This is a genomic window from Niastella yeongjuensis (assembly GCF_900110245.1).
GTDB lineage: Bacteria > Bacteroidota > Bacteroidia > Chitinophagales > Chitinophagaceae > Niastella > Niastella yeongjuensis.
Genome location: NZ_FOCZ01000003.1, coordinates 498435 through 519173, shown reverse-complemented (window position 1 = coordinate 519173; position 20739 = coordinate 498435). Strand labels below are relative to the sequence as shown.

Annotated in this window: 15 protein-coding genes; 11 read left to right on the top strand and 4 right to left on the bottom strand. The window is 44.3% G+C overall.

Annotation, left to right across the window (positions count from 1 at the left end; all coding sequences use genetic code 11):
• The first annotated feature begins 141 nt into the window (after positions 1 to 141).
• On the top strand, positions 142 to 849 hold the full coding sequence (locus BMX95_RS10600; protein WP_081204426.1) for a hypothetical protein: 708 nt from the start codon (positions 142 to 144) through the stop codon (positions 847 to 849).
• Here BMX95_RS10600 and BMX95_RS10595 read toward each other — a convergent pair.
• Complete coding sequence (locus tag BMX95_RS10595; protein WP_081204425.1) at positions 842 to 2215, bottom strand: nucleoside recognition domain-containing protein; 1374 nt, start codon at positions 2213 to 2215, stop codon at positions 842 to 844. The genes BMX95_RS10600 and BMX95_RS10595 overlap by 8 nt on opposite strands.
• A gap of 201 nt (positions 2216 to 2416) precedes the next feature.
• Here BMX95_RS10595 and ychF point away from each other — a divergent pair, with 201 nt between their 5' ends.
• The 3 genes from ychF to BMX95_RS10580 all read left to right on the top strand — a co-directional run bounded on the left by ychF (position 2417) and on the right by BMX95_RS10580 (position 4851).
• A complete protein-coding gene (gene ychF, locus BMX95_RS10590) occupies positions 2417 to 3514 on the top strand; it encodes a redox-regulated ATPase YchF (RefSeq protein ID WP_081204424.1) in 1098 nt (365 codons plus the stop codon).
• Positions 3515 to 3666: 152 nt separating this feature from the next.
• Positions 3667 to 4203 (top strand): coiled-coil domain-containing protein, encoded by a 537-nt coding sequence (locus BMX95_RS10585; protein ID WP_081204423.1) that lies wholly within the window; start codon positions 3667 to 3669, stop codon positions 4201 to 4203.
• Between the two features lie 141 nt (positions 4204 to 4344).
• Positions 4345 to 4851, top strand: a complete 507-nt coding sequence (locus BMX95_RS10580; RefSeq protein WP_081204422.1) for a hypothetical protein — start codon at positions 4345 to 4347, stop codon at positions 4849 to 4851.
• Between the two features lie 36 nt (positions 4852 to 4887).
• On the opposite strand, the gene BMX95_RS10575 is transcribed toward BMX95_RS10580, so the two are convergent.
• The 3 genes from BMX95_RS10575 to BMX95_RS10565 all read right to left on the bottom strand — a co-directional run bounded on the left by BMX95_RS10575 (position 4888) and on the right by BMX95_RS10565 (position 8262).
• Positions 4888 to 5265: a hypothetical protein gene (locus tag BMX95_RS10575; protein WP_081204421.1), complete on the bottom strand. Its 378-nt coding sequence runs from the start codon at positions 5263 to 5265 to the stop codon at positions 4888 to 4890.
• 224 nt (positions 5266 to 5489) lie between these two features.
• Positions 5490 to 6833: a sensor histidine kinase gene (locus BMX95_RS10570; protein WP_081204420.1), complete on the bottom strand. Its 1344-nt coding sequence runs from the start codon at positions 6831 to 6833 to the stop codon at positions 5490 to 5492.
• A gap of 70 nt (positions 6834 to 6903) precedes the next feature.
• The gene (locus BMX95_RS10565) at positions 6904 to 8262 is read right to left on the bottom strand and encodes a sigma-54-dependent transcriptional regulator (protein ID WP_081204419.1); all 1359 of its coding nucleotides are present in this window, start codon (positions 8260 to 8262) and stop codon (positions 6904 to 6906) included.
• 260 nt (positions 8263 to 8522) lie between these two features.
• Here BMX95_RS10565 and BMX95_RS10560 point away from each other — a divergent pair, with 260 nt between their 5' ends.
• From BMX95_RS10560 to BMX95_RS10530, 7 genes are all read left to right on the top strand, one after another.
• Entirely contained in the window at positions 8523 to 9779 is a 1257-nt protein-coding gene (locus BMX95_RS10560) for an efflux RND transporter periplasmic adaptor subunit (RefSeq protein ID WP_081204418.1), read from the top strand.
• Positions 9780 to 9803: 24 nt separating this feature from the next.
• Positions 9804 to 10001, top strand: coding sequence for a hypothetical protein (locus BMX95_RS10555; RefSeq protein ID WP_081204417.1), 198 nt, complete (start codon positions 9804 to 9806; stop codon positions 9999 to 10001).
• Positions 10002 to 10030: 29 nt separating this feature from the next.
• Positions 10031 to 10708, top strand: a complete 678-nt coding sequence (locus BMX95_RS10550; protein WP_014217494.1) for an ABC transporter ATP-binding protein — start codon at positions 10031 to 10033, stop codon at positions 10706 to 10708.
• Positions 10709 to 10719: 11 nt separating this feature from the next.
• Complete coding sequence (locus tag BMX95_RS10545) at positions 10720 to 13140, top strand: ABC transporter permease (protein ID WP_081204416.1); 2421 nt, start codon at positions 10720 to 10722, stop codon at positions 13138 to 13140.
• 20 nt (positions 13141 to 13160) lie between these two features.
• Complete coding sequence (locus BMX95_RS10540; RefSeq protein WP_081204415.1) at positions 13161 to 15539, top strand: ABC transporter permease; 2379 nt, start codon at positions 13161 to 13163, stop codon at positions 15537 to 15539.
• 131 nt (positions 15540 to 15670) lie between these two features.
• A complete protein-coding gene (locus tag BMX95_RS10535; RefSeq protein ID WP_081204414.1) occupies positions 15671 to 18082 on the top strand; it encodes an ABC transporter permease in 2412 nt (803 codons plus the stop codon).
• A gap of 115 nt (positions 18083 to 18197) precedes the next feature.
• On the top strand, positions 18198 to 20621 hold the full coding sequence (locus BMX95_RS10530; RefSeq protein ID WP_081204413.1) for an ABC transporter permease: 2424 nt from the start codon (positions 18198 to 18200) through the stop codon (positions 20619 to 20621).
• The last annotated feature ends 118 nt before the right edge of the window (positions 20622 to 20739 follow it).

Genomic DNA, 20739 nt, shown 5'->3' with positions numbered 1-20739 from the left:
GGTTATACAAAAAGTCCCCCGCTACATCGGGGGACTTTTTCTTTTAGCGTACCTCAAACACCTTAAAAATGAAGGCCGGTATAATTTTATCCGGAGTACATCAAATTATCAGTAGATTTATATGACCGTAAAAAGATGCTTATGAAGCCAACGATCATTAACCATCCTTTCCATGTTATTAAACTGGAATATTGTAGTGAAGCGCCGCTAAGCACACTTGAACTGGAGGCTATTGATAAATATGTAGAGCTGCACAACGGATCACAAGCCTATAAAGACAAATTGACCCTGTTACACACTTACTATTCAGGTACCGGTACAACATTAAATCAATGCCAGGGCATCTTCAATGATCTGCAGAATGAATACCTGTTACTAACCCCCATGCTGCATTACCTGGAAGAAGGCGGTCCGCTTACTGAAAATGAAATAGAATCAATTGATGAAAGTGAACGCGTTTGCTATGATACACAGCCATTATTAACCCAGTTGCATACCTTCAACCATACCTACGATGCATATATCGATGGGTTGCGGGCGGCAGAACAGGAATTTGTCACTGTAGAAAAACAACAGGAACAATTGGAACAGTTATTCGACGCGTTTAATGACAACTACTTCTCCCCAATAATCAGGGATTATAACAATATGGAGATCGATACCTGCTCCCTGGATGAGGATTTTGAAGATTTCAGGGGTGTTTTTTGTGACCTGATCGAATTCACCGATAAAATATATGAGGCCCGGGCTGCCTTTCTCGATCAACACATTCAGTTACACAATAAGATTGCGGAACTCGATAAAGACATCGTAGCCCTGTTTGCCGCAATAAATGGTGATGCTAACTAAGATTTCCAAAGAAAATATAGGCCAGGATAATGGAAGTGATCACCCCTGCCAGGTCGGCCAGTAACATGGAGCCAATGGCATAACGGGTATTCTTGATAGAAACGGCGCCAAAATACACGGCCACCACATAGAAAGTGGTGTCAGACGCGCCCTGGAAAATGCCGGAGAGACGGCTGGCGAACGAATCAGGACCGTTTGCGATCATGGTACTCACCATCATACCCCGGGCAGCGCCCCCGCTTAACGGGCGAATTAGCGCCGTAGGAAGGCCATCTACAAACCGGGTATCGGCCCCCAGGTAGGCAAAAAAGCTTTTAATGCCGTCGATCACTGCATCGAAGGTGCCGCTGGTACGCAGCATACTTACGGCAACCAGAATACCTACCAGGTAAGGAATGATGCGAACCGCCGTTTCAAAACCATTTTTAGCGCCATCGATAAATGCATCGAATATGTCTATCTTTTTATAAATCCCCCCCAGCACAATCAGCAGGAACACCAGCAGGATCAATCCATTGCTCAGCACACTGGAAAAGAACTGTACGCCATTGGCATCAAGCGTGGTAATATACCATACGATCAGGGCCACTATTGAAGAAATGCCTAGTACCCATCCAATGATCACAGGCTGCAACAATTTGATCTGCTGCCTGAACGATACGATGAACATGGCGGTCATGGTACCTACAAACGTCACGATCATGCAGGGCAGGAACACATCCGTAGGATCGCTGGCATGTTGTGCCGCCCTGATGGCAATAACACTAACCGGAATAATATTAAAACCCGCCGCATGCAAACACAGGAACATGATCTGGGCATTGGAAGCCACTTCTTTTTGGGGATTCAGCTCCTGCAGGCTTTGCATGGCTTTTAACCCGAAAGGGGTGGCTGCGTTATCGAGTCCCAGTAAATTGGCGGAAAAATTCATGATCATATGGCCCATGGCCGGATGGCCTTTGGGCACTTCGGGGAACAGTTTTGAGAAGAAAGGACCAATGATCCGCGACAGCAGGTTGATGCCCCCCGCCCTTTCGGCAATACTCATAAAACCCATGAACAGGGCCAGCATCCCGATCAGCTCCAGACACAGGGTTACTGCGTCTTTACAGGTATCTACAATCCCGTTGGCCACCTGAATCCTGGTCTTTGCCGTACCTGCCCCTACCACGCCATTGCTGTCCAGCGCACCTACTTTGGCCGGGTCGGCCAGGGCAACCGGACTGATCTGTACCTGCACCGAATCGCCTTTTTTGCCCACTACCATGGAGCTGAAAATTTGCTTTTCACCACAGGCGGAAAACTTAAATACAGCAACTAAAATGGATATCAGAATAAAGGCGCTCCAGATGCGACTCAATGCCATAAGGGAAATAAGATTAAGCGTTGAAGATAAAGGAATCCGGCCATATTTTGGTACCCGGTAATACCCTATCTTTGCGCCGCCGAAAACAGTTCTAAGTTCTATGTTTTAAGTTCTATGTTCCTTAAAATCAGGGACTCAGAATTAAAGGCTAAAAACCAAAAACTTAGAACTCAGAACTAAGAACTAAAAATTAAGAACAAAATGGCTTTACAAGCAGGAATTGTCGGATTACCGAACGTTGGGAAATCAACCTTATTTAATGCAGTGAGTAACAGTGCCAAAGCACAAGCCAGCAACTATCGTTTCTGTACTATCGATCCGAATGTTGGACTGGTTGATGTGCCCGATGCCCGTTTGCAAAAACTGGCAGAACTGGTGCATCCCGATAAAATTGTTCCTACCCAGATTGAAATTGTGGACATTGCCGGTCTGGTACGTGGTGCCAGCAAGGGAGAAGGACTGGGAAACAAGTTCCTGGGGAACATTCGCGAAGTGGATGCCATTATACACGTAATTCGTTGTTTTGAAGACGAGAACATTTTACGCGACGAAGGCGCCATTAACCCCGTAGGTGATAAAGAGATCATTGATATAGAATTACAGCTGAAAGACCTGGAAAGTGTGGAGAAGAAAATAAGCCGGGTGGAAAAACAGGCACGCATCGACCCCAAAATGAAAGTGGAATACGACGTACTGGTACGTTGTAAAGAACACCTGGAAAAAGGGCAAAGCATCCGTGGACTGGGATTAACCAAGGAAGAGCGTCCGGCCATTGCCGACCTGTTCCTGCTCACCGAAAAACCGGTGTTGTATGTAGCGAATGTAGACGAAGCCAGTATGCATACCGGTAACAAATTCTCTACCGCCCTGCAGGAAGCCGTTAAAGGCGAAAACGCTCAGGTGATTATCATGAACAACAGCATTGAAGCCCAGATCAGTGAAATGGAAGACCCGGCCGATAAGCAGATGTTCATGGATGAATATAAAATGAAAGAACCTGCCCTGGACCGGTTGATCCACTCAGCATATAAATTGCTGAACCTGCAAACCTATTTCACTGCCGGTGTACAGGAAGTTCGTGCCTGGACGATCCATGAAGGCTGGAAAGCGCCCCAGGCTGCCAGCGTTATTCACACCGATTTTGAAAAAGGCTTTATCAAAGCGGAAGTAATTGCGTATAACGACTACATAACCTACGGTTCAGAAGCGGCCTGCCGCGACGCCGGTAAGCTGCGCATAGAAGGTAAGGAGTATATTGTAAAAGATGGCGATGTGATGCACTTCAGGTTTAACGTATAGATTTAAACGAATATTCATAGTAAAGGTCTCCCATTATCGGGAGACCTTTTTTGTTGCACTTAATACGTTAGTAATTTTGCTAAAAAATTTATCAACCTCACTTATTGGTTTACATTTTTTTGTTATATTTGATATACTAATCAATACCCATAATGGAAAAGGTAACGCTAACGAAGCTGTATGAAGTGTTGTCACAAAAGGTGGGCAGAAATGAAGCTGAAGCCCTTACACAATATGTTGAAATAAAAGTAAAAGATGAATTGAACAACAAAACTGAAATATTAGCTACCAGGGCATTTGTCAAAGATGAATGTCTCGCCCTAAAAGAAGATATTCATGCTTTTCGTAGTGAATTAAAAGGAGAAATTCAGGCCTTGCGTATTGAAATGAAAGAAGAAATTCACGGTTTACGCAATGAAATGAAAGAAGAAATTCACGGTTTGCGCAATGAAATGAAAGGAGAAATTCATGGTTTGCGCAATGAAGTTAAAGCAGAAATTCATGGTTTGCGCAGTGAAGTTAAAGCAGAAATTCATGGTTTGCACAATGAAGTTAAAGCAGAAATTCATGGCTTTCGCAATGAAATGCATGATAACTCCATTGCCCTTAAAAAATGGATGCTGGCTATTATTTTAACCCTCGTTACAATGATGATGGGCCTGTATGCCGCCTTTTTGTTAAAACACTAAGCCCCTTCCATCTTTCCCTTCTTTTTCTAAGCAGGTGCCAAACTTTTTCGGGCAAAATACGTTGTATGTACATTGATTCACAATGCCCTAATGGCGAATTGCCATGAAGGCGATCTGAATGTTTTGTACTAATTTTGCATTATGATAGACTACAAAGAACTGATACCAGCCGATTTTGCTTCCGATTCAAGAGTATGGGTGTACCAAAGCAGCCGGTTGTTTATGATGAGCGAAGCCTTGCATATTGAGGACCTGTTGAATAACTTCACCGCCAACTGGAATTCGCATGGCAGTCCGGTAAAGGGGTATGGCAACCTGCTCTTTGGTCAGTTTATTGTGCTGATGGCCGATGAGCGTGCTACCGGCGTAAGCGGTTGCAGCACCGACAGCTCAGTACGGCTGATAAAACAAATTGAACAGCTTTTCAATGTAAATATGTTCGATCGGCAAATGCTCACTTTTCAGGTAAAAGATAAAGTGCAGATGCTGCCGCTTAACCAATTGCAATACGCAATCGACAATAATTTCATCACACCCGACACGTTGTATTTCAACAACCTGGTTCAAACAAAAGAAGAACTGGTAAATAACTGGTTGATCCCGGTAAAAGATAGCTGGCTTGCAAAGAGAGTTTCGTTGAGTTTGTAGGAAAGGGGAGGGGTAGTTGTTGTCCGGAAGAGAGAATTATTTTTTTAACAGTAACAAGGTTAAAGACACAACTGCTGCAACGATGGCAAATAATTGCCCCAGGGAAGTGAGATAAATGGTACGCGATAAATCATTCTTCATTTTTCCTATGTCATCATGAGTTGACACTTCCAGCTTTAAGATGTCGCCTTTCAGTGATTCACGAAGAGCTGCCATTTCTAAACGTAGAACTGAAATGTCATCCCTTGTTGCAATTCGAAGATCTGCGATATCGTCCTTCGTTGCTACCAATTGCATACGTTGATTAATTTTTGTATCCATCTTTTCTTCAATAACGTGAACAAATGCTTCTGCTTCTTTGTCACCGAATTTGCTCCTGAATAAATCAAATAACTGAATTTGTGTAATTTCCATAGCATTACTTGTTTAGTATTACGGATTTTTTTTAAAATACTTTCCATGCGAAGTATACTAAACAGAACCTTACAATTGCCTATGAACATAGGCCGTATAACCATACCACAAGTATAGCATTTATTTCCTATATATAAATTTTTTAGTAAATATATCTAAGGAATTGGGGATAAATACTATTTACTTACCGTTAGGAGCAATCTAAGCAAGCAGATTTGCTAACCTCAGAATTGCATCATAAATGCTGTCCCCTGCCCTTCTATGGATTGTACCTGAATATTACCCTTGTGCAGCATCATAATCTGCTTGCATAAGCTTAAGCCTATTCCACTGCCACTCTTTTTAGTACTAAAGAAAGGAATGAATATTTTATCCAGTACTTCTTCCGGCATACCGATACCGTTATCTGCGACTTTAATTACGGTACGATGGTTATTGGCAAAATAGGCCGATAATATAATACGTGGTTCTTCCCGCTCTTTTACGGCTTCCATCGCATTCACCACCAGGTTGATCAACACCTGTTCCAGCAGGTTGGTATCGGCATCCAATTGCAGATCGGGATCTTTTAAAATGATCTCCATCTCAATATTCTTTTGGTCAAGCGTAGGCTGCATCAGGTGATGCAGGTTTTCGAACAGATCGCGCACATAAATCTTCTTGAGATTCAGCGTGGTGATCTTATTCAGATTGCGATAGGTCTCCGCAAATTTCAACAACCCTTCACTCCTTCTTTTAATGGTATCTATGCCCAGTTCCAGGTCGTCCATGGAACCGGATTCCAGTTCGGGTCGTACAGCAAATTGTTGTAACCGGTATTTCAACGTTTCGGCTAATGATGAAATTGGTGCAATGGAATTCATGATCTCATGCGTCATTACACTCAATAACTTCTGCCAGGCCTTTGATTCGGTTTCATCCAGCGCTTCACTTACGTTCTGAAAAGCGATGAGCTTAAATTTATTGCCATCGGTTTGAAAAGCTGTGGCAGACATCAATAATTTGAACGATGTTTTCTCGCTATGCGCCGTTGCAATCTTTGTTTCACCGGGTTTTAATAAAGTAACCTGCCGGTACAGTTCCGCATCGCGACGAGCCAGCGAATGAATGGTTTTCAGGTAAGGCAATTGCAGCATGCGTTTCAACGATTCGTTCATCCACACCACTTCCCCATTGTGCTCGCGGTACGATAAAATACCGGTATCAACCAGTTCCAGTATTTTTTGCAGGTATTGAAACTGCGTCTCCTTCTCCTTACTGATCACTTTAAATGTGGAATTGATCTCGTTGAAGCCTTTACGCAAGGGCTGCAGCTCAACAGGTGCATGTTTTACATCAAAATAGCGGGAGAAATCGCGATAATGTACCGATTCAACAAACTGATTCAACTCGGTATGGGCTTTTCGCAAAAAGCGAAATATGGCAATAAGACCGTAAACAATCAGCGGTACCATAATCACCATTAACTCATACCGGCCTTTTACCAGTAAAAATGAAGTTGCAGTCAGGGTGATAAATAAGTATATCACCTGAAAGATGATCCGCCATTCGAAACGTTTATAAAACAAGCTGATAAATTAAAAATTAGTATTAGTGGTTTTAACAGCAATTGTGAGTTGTCAGTGGTCACTACTCCCCTCATATATCGTACTTACTCAACCTTCTGTACAACGCCGTTCGTGTAAGCCCCAGTTCCTTTGCAGCACGGGTAATATTCCCATTGTGTTTTTCAATTACGTGCAGAATGGTATTCTTTTCTACTGCACTCAGGTTGAGCTCATCGGGTTCTTTTTCGTGCGCCAGGTTCGATTCTATGGGCGAGAAGATTAGATCAGTAGCCTGCAATACATGTCCGTCGCTCATGATCACTGCCCGCTCGATGGTATATTGCAATTCCCTGATGTTACCGGGAAAATGATAGGCCAGCAGTTTTTCTATGGCTTTATCATCAAACTCCATTACCGGTTTCAGGTATTTATTACTGTACATCTGACTGAAATGCCTCGCCAGCAGAATAATATCGTTGCCACGTTTACGTAAGGGTGGCACCATGATCTCAACCGTATTAATGCGATAGATAAGGTCTTTGCGGAAACGGTTTTCATTGGCCAGTTCCGTTAAGGGCACATTGGTAGCACAAATAAGCCGGATATCAACAGGTACCGGATCATTGGTCCCCAGTTTGATCACCTGCCGGTTTTGTAATACGCTTAATAATTTAGCCTGTTGATGTAGGGAGATATTACCGATCTCATCCAGGAAAAGCGTGCCGCCATTGGCTGCCTCAAACCGCCCCACCCGGTCTTCCCGGGCATCGGTAAAAGCGCCCTTCTTATGGCCAAATAATTCACTTTCAAACAGTGTTTCAGTGAGGGCGCCCACATCTACTTTGATATAAGCTTTCTTTGTCCGCAGCGACTGCTGATGAATGGCTTTTGCGATCAGGTCTTTCCCGGTTCCATTCTCCCCTAAGATCAGGATATTGGCATCGGTAGGCGCGATCTTTTCTATTTTATAAAAGATATCGGCCATGATCTCTGATTCGCCGAGCAGTTCGGTGCCGATAATAGAATCACTGCTGCGTTGCTGGGGTGTGGAAGTTTTGCCTTCTTTCTTTCTTAATGCATCCTTTATAGTTACGATCAGCTTTTCATTGTGCCAGGGTTTTACAACAAAATCCGCGGCCCCTTCTTTCAGCGATCTTACGGCGAGGTCAATATCGCCATAAGCTGTGATCATAATTACAGCTGCTTCCGATTTAAACTCTTTCACCTTTTTCAACCAGAATAATCCTTCGTTGCCGGTATTAATGGAACTGTTGAAATTCATATCGAGCAGGATCACATCAAATTGCTGCTTCGATAACAACCAGCGCAAATTTTCGGGGTTCTTTTCTGTTACTACTTCTTTTGCCTCTGTTTTCAGCAGCAATCGCACAGCAGTCAGTACATCCACGTCGTCATCAATTACCAGTATGGTAGCATTCTTCAGTAGCATAAATTAATTTAAAAATTTCGGGTTCTATGCAACATTCGTCACTACAATTATACCATAATTACAAAGCCGTGGCAAACAATTTTTTATGAAAGAACGGATGTTTTGTATCACTGTATCAAAAGCGTACACTTATTGTACTGGTTGCGAACAGCCGGACACAATTTTACGGTATAATAGCCTGTAAATCACCTTGCTTATATTCTGGCATATTGTTGCGAGGTATGCCAATATCGCTTCGGATTACATTAAAAATAAATACAGTGGATAGAGTTATTGCAAAAAAGAAATGGACCTCTAAACGGATTGTAACCATTGCAGGTATTACCGCAATCGCCCTGCTGATACTGGCCAGTTATTACTTCACTTCAGGTAAAAGCCGCCTGAATGTAGATACGGAACGCCTTACCATCAGTGAAGTAAAAAAAGGCCCCTTCCAGGTAACCATCGCTATCAACGGTATCGTGCTTCCACAAACATCTATCTACCTCGATGCACAGGAAGGCGGCCGGGTTGAACAAAAATATGTTGAGGACGGCGCCATGATGCAGGAAGGCCAGCCTATTCTGCGGTTAAGCAATCCCGATCTGGAACTGAACCTGGCCAACCAGGAAACCAGTGTGTTCAATGTATTGACACAAATGCAGATCGCACGTAACAATGCCCAGCAAAATACCGTAGCCCGACTGAACCAGATGGCAGAAGTTGACAATGCCCTGAAGGAAGCTGAACGGGTATATAACCTGAATAGAAAACTGTATGCGCAAAAAGTGATCGGGTCGCAGGAATTCCAATCGGCCGAAAACACTTATCAGTATCAGGTACGCCGCAAAAAATTAACGGAAGACATTATGCGGCAGGACTCCTCTACCAACAAAATACAATTGCAACAAAACGAGCAGTCGTACCTGAACATGAAAAAGGCCCTCGACCTGATGAAGAAGAAAGTGGGCGACCTGGTAGTAAAATCCCCTATCACCGGACAACTGACTTCCTTTGATGCAGAAATCGGCCAGAACATCGCATCCGGTGTACGGCTTGGCCAAATAGATGCCACCTCCGGTTTCAAGATCAGAGCCGATATAGACGAACATTACATCACCAATGTATTTACCGGTTTAACCGCTAAATTTACCCTGGTGAATAAAGAATACAAACTCAAGATCAAAAAAGTATACACCCAGGTAGTTAGCGGCCATTTTCAGGTTGATATGGAGTTTGTAGGAGAAGTGCCGCAAAATATCCGTCGGGGGCAAACCTTACAGATCTTACTGGCGCTGAGCGACGAAACACAGGCCGTGCTGGTTTCAAAGGGCGGTTTCTTCCAAAGTACTGGTGGCAACTGGATCTTTAAAGTAAGTGACGATGGCAAGATAGCTTCCCGGATCAACATCCAGCTTGGTCGCCAGAACCCCGATTATTATGAAGTACTGGAAGGTTTACAACCCGGCGACAAAGTGGTTACCAGCAGCTATGAAAATTACGATAAAATGCAGGAGTTAGTGCTGAAGAAAGAATGATCAGTCAACCAATAAACCAACAACATGAAAATAAAGATCATCTGTTTGCTAACTGTATTGCTCATAGGCGCGGGGATGGCTTCGTCGAACAATTATTGCGGCGGTGTACGTAATCCCGGCAAGCTGGTAAAACAGGCAACAGTAACACCTGTAAAAAAGGTGGCCATGATGATTGATGATATGGAGCTGCTGCCCACCCACCATTTTCTCAATACTTTTTAAACAACTCATAACTTCAAACCATACAACACATGATAAAGATCCGCGATCTCGAAAAAATCTATCGCACAGAAGAGGTTGAAACCGTAGCCCTGAACAAAATTTCCATAGATGTCAAGGAAGGCGAATTTGTAGCTATAATGGGTCCATCGGGTTGTGGCAAATCAACCCTGCTGAATATATTGGGTTTGTTAGACGATCCAGATAACGGCAGCTTTTTGTTCAACAATATTGAAGTGGCGAATTTCAATGAGCGCAAACGCGCCGATCTGCGTAAACACAATATCGGGTTCGTTTTTCAGAGCTTTAACCTGATCGATGAGCTGACCGTGTTCGAAAATGTGGAATTACCATTGATCTATACCGGCGTTAAATCGGGCGATCGTAAGAAACGGGTGGAAGAAGTGCTTGACAAAATGCAGATCATGCATCGCCGCAATCACTATCCCCAACAATTGAGCGGTGGTCAGCAACAACGTGTGGCCGTAGCGCGCGCCGTAGTGAACAACCCCAAACTGATATTGGCGGATGAGCCTACAGGTAACCTCGACTCCAGCAATGGTAATGAGGTAATGACCCTGTTAACCGACCTGAACGAACAGGGTACTACCATCATCATGGTTACGCACAGTGAACACGATGCCCGGTACAGCCATCGCATCATTCGCATGCTCGACGGACAAACCGTGTTGGAAAACATAATGGTATAACACATGTAGCCATGATCAAACACTATATCAAGATCGCTTTTCGTAACCTGGCCCAGCAGAAGGTGCTTTCAGGCATCAATATTGTTGGCTTGTCGGTTGGCATTGCCTGCTTCAGTTTATTCCTGTTATACGCGGTGAGTGAATTCAGCTACGACCGGTTTCACAAAAACACCAATCGTATCTACCGTATTGTAGAATGGTGGCAGGGAGAAAAGCGGGAACCGGGCGGGTATGCCTGGGCTTACACCCCGGTAGCACCAGCCATGAAACGCGATTTTCCCGATGTGGAATATGCAGTACGGCTAAAGGGAAGTGATTGCCTGGTAAAAGCAGATAATAAAGTTTTCCATACGTCTATCACCTTTGCCGATACGGCTTTCTTCCAGGTATTTACATTCCCACTTGTATATGGCAATACCCAAACGGCTTTACAGCAACCCAACCAGGTTGTAATAACCAGGGAAAAAGCCCTGCTATATTTTGGTACAGCCAACGTAGTGGGTAAAACACTGGAACTGAAAACCGATACCACTTTTATCCCCTTTACCATCAGTGCCGTTGCAGAAAACATCCCCGCCAATTCTTCGGTAAAGTTCAACCTGCTGGGTAGTTTTGAGCACATCGCCAACGATCCCATGGTGCAGCAAAGCAATTTGAACTGGTATATGACCATCGGTATGCAGGCATTTGTGCAATTAAAACCAGGAAGCCGGTTGGCCAGTGAACAAAACCGGCTCAATCTGTTCAGAAGAAAGTATTATCCCGATGATTATAAACCCAAAAAAAATCCTACCAAAGAAGATCTGATCCAGACAAGCTTCAGGTTACAACCGCTTCGCGATATTCATATGAACCCGACGATTGAAGGCGGGAATGATCCTAAAAATATCTGGATCCTGATCACCATTGCCGGAGCCGTTTTACTGATCGCCTGTATCAACTTTACCACCCTGGCCATAGGCCGCTCTGCCAACCGTGCCAAAGAAATAGGCGTACAAAAGGTAATGGGGATCCGGCGTAATCAACTCATTAGCCAGTTTCTGACAGAATCCCTCCTGCTCAGTGTGCTCTCCACCCTTATCGGCCTGTTGCTGGCTGAGGGACTGTTACCCTTGTTCAATCAACTGGCCGACCGGCAATTGACTTTTTCGATCAGTCGTTTTCCGGAATTGGCATGGCTCTTACTGGGCCTTACCTTACTGGTAGCATTACTCGCCGGCAGTTACCCGGCGCTGGTATTGTCATCGTTCAAACCAATCGAAGTATTGAAAAAAAAGATCCGCATAGGCGGTTCTAACCTGTTCACCCGCTCGTTGGTAACCCTGCAGTTTGTTTTATCCATCGGGTTGATCATTTCAACCATCATCATACTGCAACAGATTGCCTATATGCGCACGAAAAATATCGGGTTCAATAAAGAGAACCTGGTAATGATCAATACCGAGCGCATCGACAACAAAAAAATATATCCTTTATATAAACAAGCCATTCAACATAATGCCGGTATCCTCGGTGTAACCGCTTCAGAAATGGGACTGGGCGCCGGAGAAGGACAAATGGGCACCGGCTATCGCGATTACAAAGGCGAACTACAAGGAGTTATTGAGTACCCGGGCGATTACAATTATTTACACACCATGGATATGCACCTCATTGCAGGGAGGCACTTCAATCCGGCTCTGGCATCAGATACCACCGGCGCGGTGATTGTGAACGAAGCCCTGGTACAAAATATCCTGGGCACCACTCCTGAAAAAGCAATTGGGATTCAAATCCTGAATGCAAAAGGAAACCGCGGCACCAAAACCATCATTGGCGTTACCCGCAATTTCAACTTTGAAGACCTGACCCATATGGTACGGCCACAAATGTTTTACCGGCCCGCAAAATTTCAGCCATCGCGCATTTTTGTACGGCTGCAGGCAGGCGACCCCGGTAGTAAGCTAACCCTGTTAAACAATACCTGGAAACAACTGGCGCCCGATGCTCCGTTTGAATACAGCTTTGTAGATGAGAAATTCGACAATTTTTATAAAAACGAAAACCGCTGGAGTTCCATTGCCGGCTGGGCAGGTGGCATTTCCATTTTTTTAGCCTGTTTGGGTTTGTTCGGACTGGCAACCCTGGCGGCCCTGAACCGTACCAAAGAGATCGGCATCCGCAAAGTATTGGGTGCAACGGTATCACAGGTAGTGGGCCTGTTGTCGAAAGATTTTGTAAAGCTGATAACGGTAGCGCTGGTACTGGCCACTCCCCTTTCCTGGTATGTAATGCACAACTGGCTACAGGGCTATGCCTGGCGGATAAACATTACCTGGTGGGTATTTGCATTAACTGGCGCTTTTGCCATACTGGTGTCCGTTACTACGGTAAGCGTGCAGGCAATAAAAGCAGCCATGGCCAATCCGGTGAAGGCGTTACGAAATGAGTAATAACGATTAAGACCCAACATATGTTAAAGAACTATTTTAAGATCGCATTCAGGAACCTGTGGCGTCACCGGGTTTTCTCTTTCATAAATATTATGGGGTTAACCGTAGGTATGACGGCCTGTCTGCTCATATTCCTGTATGTACGGTTTGAACTGAGTTACGACACCTTTCATCCCAAGGCAGATCGCATATACCGGATGGTTACTGATCTGAAAACACCTTCAGAGACCATTCACCCCAGCGGTCCAGCCTGGGCGGTGGGCCCACACTTACAGTTTGACCTGCCTGAAGTAGAAGCCTTCACCCGGGTGAATTATGATAACCTGCTTGTACGGAAAGGCGATATCAAGTTCAATGAAACTGGCACTATCTGGGCCGACTCGGCTTTCTTCTCCATCTTTAATTTCCCATTGCTGAAGGGTGATGTACGCACCGCATTGGTACAACCCTTTAGTATTGTACTGTCTGAAACGGCTGCCAAAAAATACTTTGGTAAGCAAGATCCCATGGGGCAAACGTTGCTGGTCACCGGCGAAGGAAAACCTGCCCTTGTAACCGGCGTAATGAAAGACATGCCCGAAAACACGCTGATCAAAAGCGATGTGGTGATGTCGATAACCACCATCACACAGAAATTTTGGAAAGGCTTAGATGACGAATGGGGCAGCTATGGCGCCCTGACATATGTGCTGCTTAAACCCGGTACCTATGCCCAGACATTGCAAAAGAAATTACCTGCTTTCCTCGAAAAGTGGAACGGAAAGGAAATGAGAAGCTCACAAATGTTCCCTACCCTGTTGCTGGAGCCGCTGAAAGATGTATACCTGAAGTCGACCCGTGATGATTCAAAAGGCAATATGATGAATGTGTATGTATTTTCTATCATTGCCTTGTTTATCCTGGTTATAGCCTGTATAAATTTTATTAATCTCACCACAGCACGGGCATCGGAACGGGCAAAAGAAGTGGGCATCCGCAAAGTAGCCGGCGCGGTGCGCAGCCAACTGGCCCGGCAGTTCATTGGAGAATCGGTAATAATCTGTCTGATCGCTTTTCTGTTAACGTTGGGGTTTTCATCCCTGCTGCTCTCTTCCTTTAACCAACTGGCAGGTAAAATCATCAGCACAGGCATCTTCTCAAATATTAGCCTGCTGTTCCTCTTATTAGGCATAGCCCTTATCATTGGATTGCTGGCGGGCATTTACCCCGCATTTATTTTATCAGCGTTCAAACCCATCATGGTTTTAAAAGGCCGCTTTGCAACAGGCGCTAAAGGAAGCATTTTGCGCAAAAGCCTTGTTATAACACAATTCGCTATTTCTACGGCATTGATCATAGGCACCATCATCGTGTATTCCCAAATGAAATTTATGCGCAGCCGGGATCTTGGCTTTAACAAAGACCAGGTGCTGGTTGTAGAAACCAATGGCGACAACAAACGGGAAACCTTACAAAAGCTGGTGGCCAACTTACCCAATGTAAAATCCACTACCTTGTCAGGAAGCGTTCCCGGTGGCGGCCACCAGGGTGCTTACTCTCAGGTAGAAAATGCAAAAGGCGATCTGCAGATCGCCAACCTCGATCTGTATTTTGTAGACTTCGATTACATTCCACTCTATGATATAAAAATGGCAGCAGGCAGGCCATTTGACCGCACCTATAAAACAGATTCTAACAACGCCATGATCCTGAATGAAGCGGCGGTGAAGATCCTGGGATATAGCTCCCCTGCGCAGGCAATCGGCAGGCGGTTTAAACAGTGGGGACATGAAGGACAGATCATTGGCGTAATAAAAGATTTTAACTACCATTCCCTGCAGTCGCCCATAAAACCATTGACCATGCGCATGGAATGGGATCGATTCAGGTTATTATCAGTAAAGGTGAATCCAACAAATGTGCAAACCACCATTACCGCCATTGAAAAACTATTTAGAACAACTATCCCCAACCGGCCTTTCAGCTATTATTTCATGGATGAATTCTTTGACCGCCAATACCGCAGTGAAGAGCGCTTTGGTAGACTGTTCCTGAATTTTGCTGCATTGGCCATCTTTATATCCTGTTTGGGTTTATTGGGACTCGCTTCTTACAGCACCATGCAACGCACCCGCGAGATCGGCATCCGTAAAGTGATGGGCGCTTCAGTGTCAAATATCATCAACCTGTTATCAAAGGAATTTTTGAAACTGGTGATCATCTCCTTCTTTATCGCTGCACCGGTTGCCTGGTACTTTATGAATAAATGGCTCCTCGATTTTGCGTATCGAACCAGTATCAGCTGGTGGATATTTGCTGCAGCTGGTACCCTGGCCGTGCTGATCGCGCTTTTAACCATCAGCTTACAGGCCTTTAAAGCAGCGATAGCAAACCCGGTAAAATCTTTGAGGACCGAGTAAAGGAGTTACAGGTTACAAGTTTCAGGTTGAAAGGAATTCAAATCCTAAAAACCTGAACCCTGCAACATGCAACCTGCAACAGTCTCTTATGAAAACGTAGTACTCAATTATAGAATAAATAATCTGTGGTCATGTTCAAGAACTATCTCAAAACCGCATGGAGAAGCATTGTGCGTAACAAAGCATTCTCATTGATCAATATAACCGGTTTATCTATTGGCATGGCTGCCAGCCTGCTCGTGTTTATTGTGGTGCAATATGAATTGAGCTATGACAAATTTCAGCCCAATTACAATCGAATTTACCGGGTAGTAACGCAGGATAAATTTGATAAAGACATTACCTATAACGCCGGCATTCCGGTGCCTGCCCTGAAGGCACTGCGCGCTGAATTTCCGCATATACAATTTGGCGCACTGGAATCTGCATATGGCAGCCAGATTACGGTTCCTTCCGGCAAAAATGAAACCGGTAACAAGTTTATCGTGGAAACCGGGCTATTTTTTATAGAGCCCCAACTATTCGAGGTGTTTTCATATCAATGGCTCACTGGTAGTCCGGCCTCGTTAAAAGATCCTAACAATGTAGTGCTGGATGAAAAAACTGCCACAAAATATTTTGGCTCCTGGCAGGAGGCAATGGGTAAAACCGTGTTGCTCGACAATACGGTTCCATTAAAAGTAAATGGTATTCTGAAAAATGTGCCTGCGAACTCCGATCTGCCTTTATCGGTATTGGTTTCCTATGAAACGTTGAAACAAAACGGCGGCGCATATAACCATTTTGAAACCTGGAACACCACCTCCAGCAACTTCAACATAATGGCACTGCTGCCCGCTAACGTGAAAATGGACGATATCAATCGTGCCCTGTTGCAATTCAGCAGGGATCAATATAAACCGTTGCAGTCAAATTCGATAAAAACGAATTTCCTGCAACCGTTGAGCAGCTTCCATTTCGATCGCCGCTTTGCTTCATTTGGCGATCATGTTACCAGTAAATCAACCCTGCTTACCTTATCGCTCATCGGCATATTCATTATCCTGATGGCCTGTGTGAATTTTATCAATCTGGCCACCGCTCTGTCGGTTAACCGGTCAAAGGAAGTGGGTATTAGAAAAGTATTGGGCGGTAACCGCAGTCAGTTATTTGGCCAGGTCATGACCGAAACCGCCGTGATCGTATGCCTATCCATTCTTGTATCCCTGGGTATAGCCTGGATGATGCTGCCCTATATAAAACACATCGCCTCTATACAGGAACAATTGAGTTTGTTTACACTTCAAACCGTAGTTATGGTGGTAAGCATAGGCATAATAGTAACCCTGTTGGCGGGCTTATATCCTTCTTTTGTGCTTTCGAAATACAATCCCATCACAGCGCTGAAAAATAAAATGGCTTCAGCCGGTGTACGTGGTGTATCGTTGCGCCGGGGTCTGGTAATTATGCAATTCACCATTTCACAGGTATTGATCATTGCTACAGCCGTTGCCATCAGCCAGATGAACTTCATCAGTAAGGCCGAGCTGGGTTTTAATAAAGAAGGCGTTCTGATCTTAAACGGTAAATCTGATAGTATTTCCCTGTCAAAACAAACCGCTTTTAAACAACAGTTATTGCAAATACCAGGTGTGCAGTCAGTAAGCTTCAACAACGATGCGCCCTCTTCAGATAATTTATGGTCAACTAATTTTGGCTATAACCATCAGCCCGATGAAAAGTTTCAGATCTCATTGAAATTTACCGATGCAGATTATGTCAAAACTTTTGGTCTGCAACTCATAGGCGGCCGCATTCCGGTCGAAAGCGATACCATGCGCGAACTCATGATCAATGAAACACTGGTTAAAGACCTTGGGATAAAAGACCCAAATGAAGTTATTGGAAAAACCATTCGTATTGGCCGCGACCAATGGTATCCGATAGTAGGTGTAGTAAAAGATTTTAAAACCAGTTCCCTGCGGGAAGACATCAAACCCGTTGTTATTACCACCCGAAAAAAATTCTATTACTGTACTGGCATAAAAATACGAACCCAACAATTAGCCGGCACACAGGCGGCCATTCAAAAAACCTGGGAACAGTTTTATCCGGAGTATGCCTATTCCCCGCAATTCTTTGATGAAAACATTGCCCGGTTCTATCAGCAGGAAGAACAGTTATCGCTGCTGTATAAGATCTTTGCAGGCCTGGCTATTTTTATTTCCTGTTTAGGTTTATACGGACTGGTTTCATTTATGGCGGTTCAAAAAACAAAAGAAGTGGGCATCAGAAAAGTATTGGGCGCTTCCGTTACCAGTTTGTTGCAATTGTTCTCAAAAGAGTTCACCGTTCTCATCATTGTATCCTTCTTTATTGCGGTACCGGTTGCCTGGTATATGATGCACAGCTGGCTGAATAATTTTGCCTACCGCATTCCTTTAAGCATCTGGTTCTTCATAACCGCCATTGCCGGCTCAGTAGTAATTGCCTGGATAACGGTGGGCTACAAAGCTATAAGAGCCGCATTAGCCAATCCTGTGAAAGCATTGAGAAGCGAGTAGCGAGTTACAGGTTACAGGGTTTGAAACCAATAAAACCTGAAACATGTAACATGTAACCTGCAACAGCGCCTTATGAAAACGGAATACTCAATTACAATATTAATAACCTTGAGTTATGCTAAGAAACTATATAAAGATAGCCTTACGCAACCTTTGGAAAAGCAAGGGCTTTTCGGCCATCAATATAATCGGGCTGGCTATTGGACTGGCCACCTGTTTACTCATAATGCTCTTTGTAATAGATGAGCTGAGTTACGATCGTTATAATAAAAAAGCCGATCGCATTTACCGCGTGGACGGGGATATAAAATTCGGCGGTAATCATTTTATTCTGGCCGTGGCACCAGACCCCATGGGCTCTACCCTGAAAAAAGATTATCCCCAGGTAGAACAATATGTACGTTTTAGAGACAATGGTGGCCTGCTGTTAAAAAAGGGGAATGAGAATGTACAGGAAGATAAGGTCATATACGCCGATTCTACCTTGTTCGATGTATTTACGCTGCCCCTGCTCGATGGCGATCCGCAAACAGCTTTACAAACGCCTAACAGCCTCGTGATCACTGCCACCACGGCCCGTAAATACTTTAACACCACCCAGGCAGTTGGCCGCACCCTGCTCGTTAACAACCGGGATAATTATAAGATCACCGGCGTGATCAAAGACATTCCGGCACAATCACATTTCACTTACGATTTCTTTGTATCTATGTCCACACTCGAAGAGAGCCGGCGAAACAACTGGGTAAGCAACAACTTCAATACCTATGTTGTATTAAAAGAAGGCAGTGACCCCAAAAAACTGGAAGTACAATTTGATGCATTGATCGACAAATATGTAGGCCCTGCAGTAAAACAGATCATGTCGATTGATATGGCCGAGTTCAAAAAAAGCGGCAATTATGAAAAGCAATACTTGACGCCGTTGACCAGCATTCACCTCTATTCCGATAAAACCGGTGAACTGGCTCCCAACAGCAGTATTCAATATGTCTATATTTTTTCAGCCATTGCCTTTTTCATTTTATTGATTGCCTGTGTAAACTTCATGAACCTGTCAACCGCCCGTTCGGCTAACCGCGCCCGGGAAGTAGGCGTTCGAAAAGTATTAGGTTCATTAAAAGCCAACCTGGTAAAACAGTTCCTTACCGAAAGCATTCTGATCAGTTGTATAGCGTTGGTGCTGGCCCTGGCGCTAACCTTTATCATGCTGCCTACTTTCAATCATTTGGCGGCAAAAGAGATTAAATTGAACCTGCTGGCTACTCCCTGGTTGTTACCCATTTTGTTGGCGATGGTTTTAGTAACCGGTTTACTGGCCGGTAGCTATCCTGCATTTTATTTATCATCCTTCAAACCCATACAGGTTATTAAAGGCAAGCTGGCTGCAGGTTTTAAAACAAGCTGGCTGCGCAGCGGACTGGTGGTGTTCCAGTTTTCCATTTCCATTATACTCATTATTGCCACTATTGTTATTTATAAACAACTCAACTTTATACAGTCGCATAAAACCGGGTTCAACCGCGAACAGGTATTGGTGTTACACAGCACTTTACCACTGGGCAGTAAAGCAAAAACCTTCAGGGAGGAAGTGGTAAAAATTTCCGGTGTTGAAAACGCCACCATGACCGGCTATTTACCCACCAATGGCTGGCGAAATGATAATCCGGTTTTTGCAGACCCGACCCTTGATCAAAAAAAAGCTGTGTCAATGCAAACCTGGGATGTAGACGATCAATATTTAGCTACGCTTGGTATGGAGCTGACAACGGGTAGAAATTTCTCCAGGGAATTTTTGACCGATTCAAGCGCCATCATCATCAATGAAGCTGCAGCAAAAATGTATGGCTTTACAGACCCGATAGGCAAAAACCTGTATTATTTGCGGGACATTGGCAATAAAAACGTTTCGGTGTTACACGTAATTGGCATTGTAAAGGATTTTAATTTCACCAGCTTTAGGCAACAGGTTAGGCCCCTCGCATTATTATTGGGTGAGAACGCCGGCAACACAGCGATCCGCATCAACAGCACAAACATACCACACCTGGTAGCACAAATTGAAAACCTTTATAATAAAATGGCGCCCGGTGAGCCATTCAATTATACGTTCATGGATGAAGACTTCAATAATTTGTACCGTACCGAACAACGAATGGGCATTATAGCCATTTCATTTTCTGCACTGGCTATTTTGATTGCGTGTTTAGGATTGTTTGGACTGGCCGCTTATGCCGCCGAACAACGCACCAAAGAGATCGGGATCAGAAAAGTACTGGGCGCCACCGTGAGTAATATTACCACCATGCTCTCAAAAGACTTTTTAAAACTGGTGATTGTGTCGGCAGTGATTGCCTTTCCGCTGGCCTGGTGGTTTATGCACAGCTGGCTGCAGGACTTTGCCTATCGCACCACCATCAGCTGGTGGGTATTTATAATGGCAGGGGTAGCAGCCGCATTGATAGCTGTGTTTACTGTAAGTTTTCAAACGATCAGGGCCGCGCTGATGAACCCGGTAAAGAGTTTACGCAATGAGTGAGGCTCCATTGTATCGAAACCGGACAGTTTCTGTATCGAAAACAAACGCATACAACCTTAATTTCCTTATAATATCTTGCAAATCATCCAATTACATTCTGGCATGTATTGGGCCATAT